A 14,838-nucleotide genomic window follows, 5' to 3' on the forward strand; every position below is an offset into this window, starting at 1 on the left:
GATACTTTCATTACCAAACTCAGAATCTTTACTGTCTGAGTTATTGAGCTCTCCGGTATTTTTTCTTCAAATATAGATAGGTTTGATGGTTCGTCAGCAAGTCCATCAGTACTATATTCTAAAATTTCCAAGAACTATATTCTAAAATCTCCATCTCCTTGAACGCATTGGATGAATACTACACGACACAAACGACTTTTTCATTGTGTGTTTATTGATTTGCTGTATCTTCTTCATTCCAGCAGAGTTCTCGGATTAATAAACCCGCTCCTGAGCATATGATCAGCAATCACAAGGGCAACCATAGCTTCGGCAACCGGAACCATGCGCGGAGGAATTGTGGGATCATGCCGGCCTTTTATTGCAATTTCAGTATTTTCCAGGGTTTTGAGGTCAACTGTCTGCTGAACTTTTCCTATGGACGGAGTTGGCTTTACTGCTGCCCTGCAGACAATGTCCAATCCGGTTGAAATACCTCCAAGAATTCCACCTGCGTTATTGCTTGAAGTGGTTATTTTTCCTTCCTTTATTCGGAAAGGATCGTTCATTTCACTACCGTACAGGCGAGCAGCTTCAAATCCGGCCCCAATTTCAAAGCCTTTGACGGCAGGAATACTCATCAGAGCTTTTGCAAGGTCTGCATCCAGTCGGTCAAAGACAGGTTCTCCAAGGCCTGCAGGCACACCTCTTATAATAAGCTCGACAATGCCACCGATACTGTCTCCTTCCTGCCGAAGGGCCGCAACTTTCTCAAGCATTTTTTCAGCAGCCTCAAGATCGGCACAGCGTACAGGGGTCTTTTCTACATTTTCAAGAATTTCTTCAAAAGAAAGAGGTTTTGCGCGGAGGGCTCCGAGTTCAAGCACATGTCCAGCAATTAGGATTCCGAATCTGGAAAGCAGGAGTTTTGCAAGGGCTCCACCTGCAACCCTGCCTATTGTTTCCCGAGCTGAAGACCTGCCTCCACCACGGTGGTCCCTCATTCCGTAGCGGGCCATGTAAGTAAAATCGGCATGTCCGGGCCTGGGAGTGTCTTTAATGACATCATAAGCTGAAGACCTGGCATCCGAGTTCCAGACAAGCATAGAAACAGGAGTGCCTGTACTCATCCCTTCAAAAATTCCCGAAAGAATTTCCACTCTGTCAGCTTCATGCCGCGGAGTTGAAACCTCGCTCTGCCCCGGGCGCCTCCTATCCAGTTCTTTTTGAATATCAGCCTCGGAGAAAGGAAGCCCTGCAGGCAATCCATCTACTACAACACCTACAGCCTTGCCGTGGGATTCACCCCAGGTAGTAATTCGAAACATCTGCCCAAAAACGTTTCCAGCCATGCATCTTAACTGGTTTTTTTGCTATTTGATCCTTGGGGTCGTTGGGAGAAGGGTTCAAGATGTACAACCACATCAGAGACATCTTTGTATTCACTCTTCAGTTTTTTGCTGACTTTGTGAGCGATAAGGTGTGCATCCTCAAGTGGCATATCCGACTGGACAAGCAGGTGCATATCAATCTTGATATCCCCCATGCTACCTCGAGTCCGAATTTTATGGCAGCCCTTTACTCCTTCAACTCCCATAACCAGGTCACAAATTTCTTTCTCTTCAATTCTAGACATGTCCAGAAGGTCCCTTGAACCTTCTTTAATAATCCTGTACCCTGCCCTGAAAATGATAAAAGCAATTACTATGGCTATTAAAGGGTCCACGAGAGGGAAGCCGAGCTCTATGGCAGCAAGACTTAATACAACCGAGAGGGAGACATAAATGTCACTTTTTGTGTGCATGGAGTCTGCTATAAGTATCTGGCTTCTGAGAGATTCACCCTGTTTATATTCGTATCGTGTAACCAGATAGTTAATACACATCGTTCCGAGAATTATGAGAAAACTTATAGCTGTGACCTCTGGCACGCTCTGTTCAAGGAAACGGTTTAGAGCGCTTTGTAAAATCTCAAAGCCTACAAATATCAAAAGTAAAGCAATAAAAATAGAGGCTACTGTTTCATACTTCCGATGTCCGTAAGGATGATCTATATCAGGTGGGCGAGCTCCGATAAAACTCCCAGCCAATCCTATAATATTGGAAACTCCATCAAAAAGAGAGTGGTAGCCGTCTGCAGTCATGCTTAATGTGCTGGTCAAGGTCCCGTAAATGATTTTGGCAAACGCAACTGCAAGGTTCAGAAATAGTACATAGATAAGAACTTGCTGTACTTTTTTGAATCTCTGTAACGTTGATCTGACCCCCACTACATCGAATGTTCAAAACCGGAAAGTAGACGGCGGATAATAAACAATTAAGAAAATAAATCCTGAGAGAATTAATTTGGTCAAAGACTATCAAGAAGATATCAATGATATACTGATTTAGTTTTATATAAAATCTCCTTTTTAAAAAATAGGTGAAATACAGAACTCTTGAGCTTTTGGGACGTAACAAAGAGGAAATTCTGTGTGATATTCTGGACTCTCTATTTTCTATTTATGGTTTTGAAGAGACGAATATAAACCTGGATTGGACGAGTATAGTTCTTCACGGGACTAAAGCCAACCTTGGTAAATTCGGATATAGCAGAGATCACAAACCTGACAAGTTGCAGATAACAGTTGGAGTTAGTGAGTTAGCTGACCCCATAAACATACCTATTGGAATTACGGTGAATAAAGGAACCATTCTTGATCTTGAGCACTTTTCTGACACTTTTAACCAGGTTAAAAGTAGGCTTAAAAAAGGCTCTCTTATTGTTTTTGATAAAAGAGCTAATACTAAAGATAATCTCAACCTTATACTGGATGCTGAAATAGACTATCTCACTTCCATGAAACTGAATTCAAGTGATGATAAAATAATTGAGAACTTTGATCTGGAAAGAGCAGAACTGATGAGCAGAACTGATCGATCCCGAAACAGGTATATATGGAATAAAAATCATCAAGTCAAGTAGTATAAAGTACTTCTATTTCTCTGAATCTCTACAGAAAAAACAGCTAGAAGCAAAATCAAGAGCTGTTATGAAGAAGTTACAGGAAGCAAAAGAGGTTCAGAAAGTAGTCGAAAACAAAAAAGCTTCCTAAGAAATTCAGAGTAAATAATGAGTTGATAGAAATTAACTACTCTTTTAGAACTAAGCTTGAAAAGCTTAGTGACGAAGAAGCTATAGAGCTTCTAAAAGATTCACTAAATAATGGAAGAGAAGGATTTTTCCCTGAAATCAAACAGGAATTTGACACTTGAAGATGCGTTGATAACATACAGAAAAAAAGATTCTATTGAGAAAATACTCCATTCATTGAAGAACGAAATAAACATTAAACCGTTGAGAGTGTGGTCGGATGATAGCATTTATGGAGCTATTATCCTTGGCTTTATCGCTCAATTATTCATATCGCTGATGCGATATGAATTTGAGGACCTGAAACACATATCTACAAAATTCATTAAAAAAAGCTTGAAGAATTTGACACTTACAATCAAATTCAAGATAAATGGAGTAAAAAACTATATTTTTGCGAATTTTGACTGGATCAATAGCTTGATAGTAGCAAAAATGAATGGAATTACATAGAATATATAACAAATTTTTATAAACTTAAACAAATTGTCAAGTCCATTTGGGATAAAAAATAAAGGAAATATTCAGTACCAATTAGTGGATACTGTCAAAGTCAGGTTACTACTTATTTCTGTGTCTTTCGTTCTTTATGTGGTTTTCAAAATTCATTTTTGACATACTTTGGAATCAATGCACTAGTTTTTCTCGTATATTCAGCATGAATTTGGATTTTATGGTATAAAACCGCATCAAGCAATATATTAAACAAGAATTGTAACCAAAAAAGAAGTTTGAGGACAAGAATTAGAAATATTTTAATATATAAAATCTAAATATAGAATAAATCTGTGATTGTGGAACAAAATAGCTAATTTACCACCATGCAGGATCTAATATATAATCGATATAACAAGAATTCACATAATGGTTCTTTCTTATAGAGAATGTGGAAACGATATAAGTACAGACCGTGGACCAGTTCAAGATGGAATAACGCAAAAATTGAACTACATGAGTCAGGAACTCAATACATTTTAATTAGATCTGCAGATTATCTATATCTACATCCCGATTTTCATGATATTATAAACCCCAGTTCAATCTGTTAATTAAAATAATGGTTATGTAGAAATCCTCTGAAATCAAGAACTTCCAATTGTTTAAACTGAAATACCTGATACACTAGTACATATTTATATCAGATCCAATCAAAGCTAATTTAGATAGAGCTTCTACAAAACCAAAAACGAAAAAACTACTAGATTTTGAAACTGAGTTTTAGAAAAAGAAACCTGTATTCGGCAGATCGACATTAAATTTGGATATTTTTCAGGATAGGTATCCTCTTCAAATTGTACAGGAAAAGTAGATTTCATATATTCACTGAAAGTTTAAAAATTTGCTTAAGTCTAAAAATAAATTAAGACTAAAAACACATTAAGACCAGATAATAAATTAAGATGCCAATTTAACTTTCAAAATATGTAATAAAATTGTTGTAGTTTTTGGTTAGAATGTCTTTCCTTGAAATGAAGAGGATGCCAGGATAGCGCTTTTCAAACACCCAATTAATTTGCCCTGTATTTAACATGTGTTAACATATAGCCCAAGAGCCACAATATAAAAGAGTAGCAGTCTACTTTTACAAATATATGATATAGAACTAATATAAGCCTCCACAAAAACGCTATCATTGAAAATATTTGGAAAAACATTTACCTGCTGGATGTAGGACGAAATATAAGGAGTGAGACAATGAAAATGAACAAAAAACTGTGTTCAATAGCTTTAACTTCAATAGCCATTGTTTTATTTTTAATTTTGACATTACCTACTACATCGGCAGCTACTGAACAAAATACTGCGAGTGCGGCTAAATATGCCTACATTACGAATAGCGGCAGCACCACTGTCTCTGTAATTGACATCACAACAAACAAGGTTACAGCCAAGATAAACGTAGGAAAACAGCCTTACGGAGTTGCAGTAAACCCCGCCGGAACTAAGGTATATGTATCGAAAGACAAAAGCGGCTCCGTCTCCGTAATTGACACCGCAACAAACCAGGTTACAGCCACAGTGAAAGTAGGAAAACATCCATGGGGAGTTGCAGTTAGCCCAGATGGAACAAGAGTATATGTGGTAAATGAAGGCAGTAAGACCGTCTCTGTAATTGACACTGAAAAAAATAAGGTTACAGCCACAGTAACTGTAGGAAAATATCCTTGTGGAGTTGCAGTAAACCCAGAGGGAACAAAAGTATATGTGACGAACACTCTCGCTAACACCGTCTCTGTTATTGACACAGCAAAAAATAAAGCTACAGCCACAATAAAGGTAGGAAACCTCCCTACCGGAGTTGCAGTTAATCCAGAGGGAACAAGAGTATATGTGACAAATGAGTACGATATTTCTGTAATTGACACAGCAAAAAATAAAGTTACAGCCACAATAAAGGTAGGAAAATACCCATGGGGAGTTGCAGTAAACCCGGCTGGAACAAAGGTATATGTGGCGAACTATGGAGATGGTACTATTTCTGTAATTAATACAGCCACAAACAAGGTTACAGATACATCGAAGGTAGGAAGTTGTCCTTTTGGGGTTGCTTTCAGTCCGGATGGAACTAAAGCATATGTGGCGAAAGAAACAAGCGGCGCTGTCTCGGTAATTAACACAGCCACAAACAAGGCTACAGCCAAAGTGTGGGTAGGAAAAAAGCCTGTTGCATTCGGGCAGTTTATAGGTTCTGCCGCAATATAACCCCTAATACTTCCTGTTGCAAACTTCAAAGGCTCGCCACTCTCAGGAAAAGCACCGTTAACTTGTTGTCTTTACTGACAAAAGCACAGAAACACAAACTAAATTGAAATGGAGTTTCGGAGACAGAACCCCCTTAACCCACAGGATCCAACGCATAAACTGCTGAAAGTTCAATTTACTGACAAAACACCAGTCAAGGCCATTTACTGACAAAAACACCAGATCAAGGCCAGGAACAGAAGGAATAAGATAGAAGCTAAAGGGTCTATGATTACTGATCAAATCTTGAAAAGATGGACCCTTTCTCCTTAGTTATGCTTGTTCTTAACTTTGTCTCCACTTATTTCATTATTCTCATTTTTTCATATATGTTCTAATTTTAGATTAATTATCTCTTTTCTTCACCTGTTCCGCCTCAGGAAATAGGCTGCTCCTACAGCCAGCCCCACAATTTCAGGCCCAGGACCGGGCGATTCTTTTTCTTCTGAACCCTCTGCATTAGTAGCATTTTCATCAGTAGTATTTTCGTCACTAGCATTTTCGACTGCCGGTTCTGTAGATTCTTCGGTTTTGTTCACAGTTGTATCGGAGCTGGTTGATTTTTCCCGGCCGGCCAGGCCCTGCTCATAAGCACTGGAATTCAGACTGCTTTCAAGGACCTTAACGGCACTTGGAACTTTTGGGAAGAGAGGGTAATTATCGTTTCCTCCACCTGTGATGTTATATGATGTATCACAAATTCCGTTGCTGTTTTCATCCACACCGTTTTCGCTGTAACCTTTGCCTTCAAGATCTGCCCAGAAATTCCCTCCTATATAAGGTCCCCCGACAATATTCTTTTTTGTTTTAAGGGGGCTTTGCCAGAGATTTTCTGCGTTTGCGGCTTTTTCATCCACGTTTTCGGCGTTTTTGAAGTAATTATTATAAATAAGATTCTTGCTGCTCACCTCAAGTGAGATTCCCGGGCCGTAATTATAGGCAATTGTATTGCCAATGATATCATTTGAGTTTGAACTTTCGAGCCTTATTCCTTCTTCGTCAAGGGTAATGAGATTGTTGCTTATGGTATTACTGTCAGAACCTTTGAGAAGAATGCCATATTCGGCTCCCTGAACTCTATTGTTGTTAATGTAGCAGCTGTTAACTCCTGTAAGCAAGATTCCTGCATTTTCCGAGCCTTCAATGGCAAACCCGCTAAAAGATGCCCTGTCCACGCTGATTTCAACAGCGCTTTTCGTGGGATTAGCTGCTTTTATCACGGTATCCTCTGGCTTTCTGGATTCCGACCAGATCTGGACTTGCTTATTTATGTTAAGATTTTCAACATAGGTTCCAGGGCTTACAAAAATTGTGTCTCCTGCTTCTGCTTCATCGATTGCGGCTTGTATAGAGATATAGTCCCCGTCAGTTGCCGAGCTTACCCTTAAATTCGAGGCAGAGGAGGCAGAGCAGGTGCAGAGAACTGCCAGAGTAATCGCAAGTGCTGTCAGCTTAAAAGCTCTGAAATTATGTCCTTTTATTCTTCTCATATTAGTTCTTCCTTTACACTTTGAAGCTTCCATTTTCTTTAGTCAGGAATTGACTCTTTAGAAAAAATAAAGCCTTTTTTTCCAGATTTTTTAGCGTTTTTAATAAAAACTTTCTCAATACTTTGTCAAGTAAGTAATTTTATCCCGAAATTAATATACCTTTGGAAATAAAAAATTCTAAACAGCTATCCTTAAATAATAGTTCAATATCCTCTGATAAAAGAAGTTAATCTTCAATTAAAGTCTTAAATACTGTAAAATCCGATATTACACTGAAATTTTATTTTATCATTGTCTCGAATGGAGGCCTAAAAATGGATGAAAAGATTGCGCCCCACCTTGAAGAGTTAACCAGGGCGCTTGGAAACCTTGAAAATACTGGCGTCCGGGCAGAGTTTGAGAAACTCATTGCTTTTCGTGTCCCACCTGATGTCGCAAAAGAGAGTATCCTCCGCAAGTTTGGAGGAAAAAGGAAAGTTTTGAAAGTAAAAGATCTGTCTGCCAATCTTAAGAATTTTGAGCTTACAGGCAGGATTCTGGACCTTGGGGAAAAATCAATTCGTCCGCAAGCAGGAGCTCAGGAAAAACCTTCCAGGCTTTATACAGGGGTTCTTGCGGACGAAACAGGGGCAGTTCTGTTTTCTTCCTGGAAGGAACTGCCAGGTTCAATGGGGGATGTGATTAACATCAAAAATGCCTATACCCGGATCTGGCAGAACCGGATTAGGCTTTCTATAGGAGAACAATCTCCGGTGTCGAAAATTTCGGACTCCTCACTTCCTCCCCTGTCCGAACTTTCAGCAAGCCAGAAAAAAAAGTTAATTGATATAGGAGCTGCAGATTTTTCTGTAGATACAATAGCCTGCGTGCTTCAGCTTTCATACAGAGAAATCTTTGTAAAGGGACGCCAGTCCAGAGTGATCTCAGGTGTGCTTGCAGATGAGACCGGCAGGCTGCCTTTTACAGCCTGGATTGAACTGCCTGGCATTGATATAGGGAGCATTATACGAATTGAGGGAGCTCAGGTGCGTATGTTTAGGGGAATGCCATCAGTAAATATCCTGAGCAGCACAAAGGTTTCTTCGATCGGGTCGGAAGAAGCCGGAAAACTTGCATTTACCTTTGAATCTGCAGCAAAAGATCCGGCGCCTATCAAAATTAGGGAGATAAATTCAAGAGACAGCCTGTTTGACGTGTCCGTAGCAGGTAACCTGGTTTCAGTTAGGCCCGGTTCAGGCATTATCTCCCGATGCCCTGAATGCAGTCGTGTAATCCAGAAAGGAAACTGCAGGGTTCACGGGAAGGTCGAGGGCATATGGGACATGCGGATCAAAGCCATACTGGATGACGGAACAGGTTCCGTGTCAGTTATGTTTCCAAGGGAACTTGCAGAAATTATCTATGGAAAAACTCTTGAGGAAGCCGAACAGCTGATGTTCTCGGATGTCTCAAAAGATGCAGTCTATGAAGATTTAAGGCGTTTTCTTACGGGTCGTTATCTTGCAGTACGCGGGAACTCTTCAAAAAATGAATTTGGGGTTTCTTTCGTAGCTGAAAATGCCTGGGTACCCGAAGATGATCTTGCAGTAAGGGTAGTTGAACTCCTTCACAGGCTCGGGCCTGATGAAGAGGATGGATAGGAGAAAAATTCACAGGTTTCTAGGGGAGGAATCGAGCTTGCTTAAACGAGAGGTTGCAAAAAGAGTTTTTGCAAGAGAATTCGAAGCCTGCAGAGAACTTGAAAAACCCGAACGAATTGGCTCGGAAGATGCAGATTCAAAAACTCCAAACCTGCTTATTAGCCCTCTGGGGCTTATTCTCAATCGTGTTTTTGTGGTTGGAGTAGTCACAGAACTTGACAATATCGGAACACAGAGTGAGATGTGGAAAGCGAGAATAGTTGATCCCACAGGGGCTTTTACGGCATACGCAGGGCAGTATCAACCTGAAGCTTCGATCTTCTTTTCAACGGTACAGGTTCCTGCTTTCATTGCCCTTACAGGAAAAGCCAGGACATATGAACCCGAACCCGGATCGGTTTATGTTTCTATTCGGGCTGAAGAAGTAAATGTAGTGGATGAGGAAATTCGCAACAGATGGGTCGTGGATACCGCAGAGCAGACCGTTGAGAGGCTTGAAGCCTTCTCAGATGCTCTGGCCAGCAGATACCATGGGGAGAAACTTAGGGAATACCTTCTAGAGAAAGGCATCTTTTCCGAGCTTACTGAAGGAATTGTAATTGCTCTTGAACGGGAACGCTCTCCTGATGAATTTGCAAACATCCTTAGGGCTTCCATCAGAGAGGGCCTCAAAACCCTGGATCTGGATTCAGAAAATAGTACAGATGCTAAAGCTGACCAGAAAGAGTTCGTGATCGAATTGCTCAAGGAAATGGGTGGAAGCAAAGGAGTTGATTACGCAGCTTTTATGGATGCTGCGGCTTCCCGAGGCATTTCTGAGCAGGTTGTAGAAGAGGTTATACGTTTCCTGCTTGCAGGCGGGCAATGTTACGAACCGAAGATAGGGATAATAAGGCTTGTAGGATGACCAGAAATAGGATTTATAAGGCTTGTAGGAAATCGTACAGGAAAGAAAACCTGCGGTAAAGATAAAATTAGAAAGAATTGGCTCCTATATATGTGTGATAATGCTTAAGTGTGATTAGGTTAATTGGTATTCTCTGTTAAAATTTAATATTTCATCTTTATTGTATTAATTGGAGAAATTGACATGAAAGTATTAGTCAGCGACTCACTCTCCAATGAAGGTTTGGAGATTCTAAAAGAACACTTTAAGGTTGATGTTTCCACCGGGCTTTCCGAAGATGAGCTGGTGAAAAAAATTAAGGATTACGATGCTCTTGTAATACGCAGCGGTACCCATGTTACTCAGAAAATAATCGAAGCTGCCGACAACCTGAAAATTATCGGGAGAGCCGGAGTCGGAATTGACAATGTTGATGTGGATGCAGCTACAAAGAAAGGCATTATTGTGGCTAACTCTCCCGAAGGCAATATGATTTCGGCAGCAGAGCACACAATTGCTATGATGATGGCAATGTCCAGGAACATCCCCCAGGCAAATGCCTCCCTTAAAGGCAAGGAATGGAAACGTAGTAAATTCACAGGTGTCGAGGTCAAAGGTAAGACCCTAGGAATCATAGGTCTCGGAAGAATCGGTTCCGAAGTCGCAAAAAGGGCTTCCGGACTTGAAATGAACCTGATGGGGTATGATCCATTTGTTTCTGAAAAGCGGGCTATTGAGCTTGGTGTCAAGCTGGCAACAGTTAACGAAATCGCAAAAGAAGCCGATTACATCACAGTGCACACTCCTCTTATAAAAGAAACCAGAAACATTCTTGATGAAGAGCAGTTTGCCCTGATGAAGCCTACAACCAGAATTCTCAACTGTGCCCGCGGCGGCATTATCAACGAAGAAGCTCTGGCAAAAGCTCTTGAAAGCGGAAAAATAGCCGGTGCAGCAATAGACGTTTTCATTGAGGAGCCTCCTTTTAACAGCCCTCTTCTGAGCTTTGACAATGTTGTAGTAACCCCTCACCTTGGTGCTTCTACAAAGGAAGCTCAGGTCAATGTGGCAGTAGATATTGCAAAGGAAGTAGCGTCTGTCCTTACAGGTGGACCTGCAAAGAACGCAATCAATATCCCCTCGGTAAAGCCGGAAGCTATGGCAGTCCTTGCCCCTTACATCAGGCTCTCAGAAATTATGGGTAAGATTGCAGGGCAGCTCGTAGACGGAAACTACGAAAAAGTCGAAATCGGATATAACGGAGAGATTTCCGGAAAGGATACAAGGCCTCTTACAGTCTCGGCTCTCAAAGGACTGCTTGAAATGGCCCTCGGTTCCGGAGTAAACTATGTCAATGCTCCCACTCTTGCAAAGTCCAGAATGATTGCAGTCGTGGAAAGTAAATCCGAATCTTCTGAGGAATACTCTTCAACTATCAGTATCAAACTTAGCAGCAACGGCAAGGAAAAGCTGGTTGCAGGTACTGTTGTCGGAGACGATCCAAAGATCGTCGCAGTCGATGATGACAGAGTAGATATCTTCCCTGCAGGCCGTATGATTTTTGCCAAACATATCAACAGGCCCAACGTTATCGGACCTTGCTGCATGGTACTCGGTAAAAACAATATCAATATCTCAGGCATGCAGGTTGGCAGATCAGAAATAGGAGGCGTGACCATGATGGTTCTTAACATAGACTCCGAAGTTTCTGACCCAATCCTTGAGGAAGTCCGGAAAGTCGATGGAATCCTGGATGCCAAACTTGTGACACTCTAAATTTTCTAAACTTTCCTTTTTGGGAAGACTTCACTCCGGCAGAAATTAAAGGTAGAAAATCCTGAGCCGGAGACTTTTAATTTTTGAGTCTTTATCTTAAATTTCGTGATTTTAGACTTCTATATCTTAAACGTTTAAATTACATTCTCAATAATATTATATTTTTCAATAATAGTATATTCTAAACAGTAATTTACTTTCAGCAATATTATGCATTTAAAATATTATACTTTCAATAATATCATACATTTAAAATATTATATTTTCAATAATATTATGCATTTAAGATATTATACTTACAATAATAGTAAAATATTATATTCTCAACAATACTAAAATATTAGACTCTCAATATCAAATTAAACTCTCCTTGCCAGATTAATTTTTATGGGTGCAGTTAATGGAAGAACTTAAACGCGTAGTTTCCGTTCCTTTTAAAAAAACTCTTGCAACTTCTCTCTCGGAAAAGGATTTTGAGTATTCCCTGGCTTTTGACCTGAAATGGTTTTCTCCGAAAATTGCCTCAAAAGTAAAGGAAAAAGCCCTTGAAACAGGTTATCTCATTCTTAAAGCCGGGGCTCTTGTACCTGGTTTTGATGTGGAAAATATCCGGCTCCCTCATGCTTTCAAGCCGTCGGAAAATTTTCTTGAAAATCCGAACAGTTCCGGAGAAAAAGTGTCGGTGAAAGAAGAAATTTCCTTTGAGCAGGTTCTGGAATTTATCTCCGCAGACATTGGGATAAGCCGGCAAAAATTGGTTTCCGAGATTAATTTTATGCAGGACCGGCTTTCCTATCTTGTGGATATCCGGATCGTGGCACTTATTGTTGCAAAAAAGTTCGGATGCGATATTTCGGGAATTTATGAAAGGGTCTCGAGGTCGATACTTGGTACATCTTATTAATAAATTTCTGCAACTACTTAAATAGAAGAGAAGCCGCAGCTTTCTCGAGCCATTAAATATTATCCAAACATATAGGAGGCAGGTTGCCTGAGATAACAACCGTCCCTAACTCCCTAATAGACTTAAATTGTACCTTTTACAAGTTTTTGTGAATAGTTTCCATAAGCTGAGGGGCCGATAGTTTTGGTGTGATTATTTCTATATACGCACCCACCTTAGCATTATCTAGTTCTCTCATGACCTTATCAAGGTCTCCGCAGGTAGTAACCTTGCTAGTAATCCAATCATTGCAGCCGAAAACATCCGGTAATTTATAATATTGCCACTCTACAAGGTCATTATAGCAATAATCTACTTTTTCAGACAGCATTCTTTCTATCAGGTAGCCGTGATTATTCAGCACGAAGATAATAGGCTTCAGGCCATGACGATAAAATTGGCTGATTTCCTGAGCGGTCATCTGGTGTGACCCTTCTCCAGTAATAAGAATTACTCGTCTGTCAGGTGCAGCCAGTGCAGTACCAAAGGAAGCGGGAGTGGCCCAACCAATTGCTCCCCAGAGCATCTGGCTCTCGAACTTAGCTCCTTTCGGTAAAAGTAGAGGTATTAACCCATAAAATGATGAACTTGAGTCAGCTATGATTATGTCATCGGGCTTAAAGAACTCCGCGTACTTCGCGTATAAATAGTCAGCCGTTATTGGATCTTCAGCATTTACCTCTGGAACGGCAGGACGTCTGGCAACAGGGCCGCTGATATCGGTACGCTTGTTAAGCCTTCGGGTGAGTTCCTCCAGTACATCAAGCATTTTTACATTGATATAATCAGTATACCCTATATGGACACTTGAAGGCATGATATTGATGATTCGGGACTTATCCAAATTAGCCGTGAACTTACCCGTGTTAACATCAGACAGGATAGTGCCCATAGCAAGGATACAGTCACAGGATTCCACAAATTTCCGGATTTCAGGATTGATAAGTTGTCCCATGTATAATCCCAGGTAGGAGGGATTAGTCTCATCAAGAACTGATTTATCCAGAGCCATAGTAACATAAGGCAAACCCGAAGCAGTAATAACAGCCATAGACAGGTCCTTGAGTCCAAACCGGTCAACAAGAAAACCTGGAATAACACAGGCTTGCTTTGCATTCAAGAGTTTACCTGCAATAATCGAGACTACTTCTTCAAGAGCCACAGGGTCGCTTTTTACAGGTTTTCTTGCAGGTGAATTAAAGGATGAAATATCCGCATTCACATAGTCGTGAGGTATTGCAATATAGACAGGACGGTGGTTCTCCAGGGCTGTTTCGATAACACGCTCGACTTCTTGAACACAGTTTTCTGGGGTGAGCATCGTACTTGCACATACTACTGGCGTAGCCATTTCCATAAATATGCTGGATTTTCCGGCGCCCAGCGAGTGATGCACTATGGCATGCGTCTTCTGTGCCTGCATTTTTGGCATTCCGACAATATGGAATACCAGATTGTACTCCGCGTAAGAGCCTGCTATACCGCATAGTGTGGAAAGTTCACCTACACCAAAAGTAGTAGACAGTGCAGACATTCCTTTAACACGAGCATAACCGTCAGCAGCATAAGCAGCATTCAGTTCATTGCAGCAGCCTATCCAGCGAAGTTCTTTATCATCACAGATGGCGTTGTTGATTGGAAATGCAAAGTCCCCTGGCACGCCGAAAATATCCCTTATTCCCAGTTGCTTTAATCTATCCAGAAGGTATTGAATAACTGTCAGCATAATAATACCACCCATTTTCTATCTGCGGTTTCCTGTCTGCAGTTTCCGGTCTGCGGTTTCCTGCCCTCTTATTACATATTTTGTACCAGGCGCAGTAATATATTGGTGACACTCATAAAGAAGTCTAGATTCTTTGCCGCCTGCTTGTAGATCGGATACTAATTATATGCGAGATTTCCCGCTTTTCTAACACTGATAATTCCCCAAAAACAGGGTATTCCCCAAATAGTATAATTCGTTTAATATTATAAAAATAGAATTTATTTCTAATACATTCTATCTACAAGGTTAGCTCAAAAGCAAGTTTTATAATTAACAAGTAACGAAGATTGAGATTATAAGTAAACAGAAACAAAAAAATATTAGAGACAAAAAAAGATTATTATTTGGAATTCTTGCAAATGGAACTAATAATGCACATAATCTTTATGTACTAGAAATGTTATTCACATCATACCAATTCCAACTAATCGCTTGTTCTTTAAATTTGCTGCTTTTGGATTCAGGTTCCAGAGGAGCAGCTA

Annotated in this window: 9 protein-coding genes and 1 pseudogene; 6 read left to right on the forward strand and 4 right to left on the reverse strand. The window is 40.4% G+C overall.

Going from position 1 to position 14,838, the window contains the following annotated elements; all coding sequences use genetic code 11:
• Window positions 1-233: 233 nt before the first annotated feature.
• Both aroC and MSBRW_RS17610 read right to left on the reverse strand, forming a co-directional pair.
• On the reverse strand, window positions 234-1,331 hold the full coding sequence (gene aroC, locus MSBRW_RS17605; protein ID WP_011306442.1) for a chorismate synthase: 1,098 nt from the start codon (window positions 1,329-1,331) through the stop codon (window positions 234-236).
• A gap of 5 nt (window positions 1,332-1,336) precedes the next feature.
• Window positions 1,337-2,248 (reverse strand): cation diffusion facilitator family transporter, encoded by a 912-nt coding sequence (locus tag MSBRW_RS17610; protein ID WP_011306441.1) that lies wholly within the window; start codon window positions 2,246-2,248, stop codon window positions 1,337-1,339.
• A gap of 152 nt (window positions 2,249-2,400) precedes the next feature.
• On the opposite strand from MSBRW_RS17610, the pseudogene MSBRW_RS17615 reads away from it, so the two are divergent.
• Both MSBRW_RS17615 and MSBRW_RS17620 read left to right on the forward strand, forming a co-directional pair.
• Window positions 2,401-3,564 (forward strand): annotated as a pseudogene (locus MSBRW_RS17615) (IS1634 family transposase); the annotation flags it as partial.
• Between the two features lie 1,242 nt (window positions 3,565-4,806).
• Window positions 4,807-5,814, forward strand: coding sequence for a glutaminyl-peptide cyclotransferase (locus MSBRW_RS17620; protein WP_011306440.1), 1,008 nt, complete (start codon window positions 4,807-4,809; stop codon window positions 5,812-5,814).
• Between the two features lie 401 nt (window positions 5,815-6,215).
• Here the strand turns inward: MSBRW_RS17620 and MSBRW_RS17625 are convergent, their stop codons facing one another.
• Complete coding sequence (locus MSBRW_RS17625; protein WP_011306439.1) at window positions 6,216-7,343, reverse strand: right-handed parallel beta-helix repeat-containing protein; 1,128 nt, start codon at window positions 7,341-7,343, stop codon at window positions 6,216-6,218.
• Between the two features lie 314 nt (window positions 7,344-7,657).
• Between MSBRW_RS17625 and MSBRW_RS17630 the strand changes: the two genes are divergently transcribed.
• The 4 genes from MSBRW_RS17630 to MSBRW_RS17645 all read left to right on the forward strand — a co-directional run bounded on the left by MSBRW_RS17630 (window position 7,658) and on the right by MSBRW_RS17645 (window position 12,549).
• Window positions 7,658-8,983: a Single-stranded DNA binding protein gene (locus MSBRW_RS17630; RefSeq protein ID WP_011306438.1), complete on the forward strand. Its 1,326-nt coding sequence runs from the start codon at window positions 7,658-7,660 to the stop codon at window positions 8,981-8,983.
• Between the two features lie 37 nt (window positions 8,984-9,020).
• Complete coding sequence (locus MSBRW_RS17635; protein ID WP_011306437.1) at window positions 9,021-9,890, forward strand: RPA family protein; 870 nt, start codon at window positions 9,021-9,023, stop codon at window positions 9,888-9,890.
• A 183-nt stretch (window positions 9,891-10,073) separates the two neighbouring features.
• A complete protein-coding gene (gene serA / locus MSBRW_RS17640; RefSeq protein ID WP_011306436.1) occupies window positions 10,074-11,645 on the forward strand; it encodes a phosphoglycerate dehydrogenase in 1,572 nt (523 codons plus the stop codon).
• 400 nt (window positions 11,646-12,045) lie between these two features.
• Window positions 12,046-12,549, forward strand: a complete 504-nt coding sequence (locus MSBRW_RS17645; RefSeq protein WP_011306435.1) for a DUF2240 family protein — start codon at window positions 12,046-12,048, stop codon at window positions 12,547-12,549.
• Between the two features lie 136 nt (window positions 12,550-12,685).
• Here MSBRW_RS17645 and MSBRW_RS17650 read toward each other — a convergent pair whose 3' ends face one another.
• Window positions 12,686-14,314, reverse strand: coding sequence for an alpha-keto acid decarboxylase family protein (locus MSBRW_RS17650; protein ID WP_011306434.1), 1,629 nt, complete (start codon window positions 14,312-14,314; stop codon window positions 12,686-12,688).
• Window positions 14,315-14,838: the final 524 nt, after the last annotated feature.

The sequence above is a fragment of the Methanosarcina barkeri str. Wiesmoor genome (assembly GCF_000969985.1).
Lineage (GTDB): Archaea > Halobacteriota > Methanosarcinia > Methanosarcinales > Methanosarcinaceae > Methanosarcina > Methanosarcina barkeri_B.

Excerpts from the sequence above, each read along its gene's own strand:
- aroC (WP_011306442.1), bottom strand. The coding sequence starts at position 1,331 with ATGGCTGGAAACGTTTTTGGGCAGATGTTTCGAATTACTACCTGGGGT.
- MSBRW_RS17620 (WP_011306440.1), top strand. The coding sequence starts at position 4,807 with ATGAAAATGAACAAAAAACTGTGTTCAATAGCTTTAACTTCAATAGCC.
- MSBRW_RS17625 (WP_011306439.1), bottom strand. The coding sequence starts at position 7,343 with ATGAGAAGAATAAAAGGACATAATTTCAGAGCTTTTAAGCTGACAGCA.
- MSBRW_RS17630 (WP_011306438.1), top strand. The coding sequence starts at position 7,658 with ATGGATGAAAAGATTGCGCCCCACCTTGAAGAGTTAACCAGGGCGCTT.
- serA (WP_011306436.1), top strand. The coding sequence starts at position 10,074 with ATGAAAGTATTAGTCAGCGACTCACTCTCCAATGAAGGTTTGGAGATT.
- MSBRW_RS17645 (WP_011306435.1), top strand. The coding sequence starts at position 12,046 with ATGGAAGAACTTAAACGCGTAGTTTCCGTTCCTTTTAAAAAAACTCTT.
- MSBRW_RS17650 (WP_011306434.1), bottom strand. The coding sequence starts at position 14,314 with ATGCTGACAGTTATTCAATACCTTCTGGATAGATTAAAGCAACTGGGA.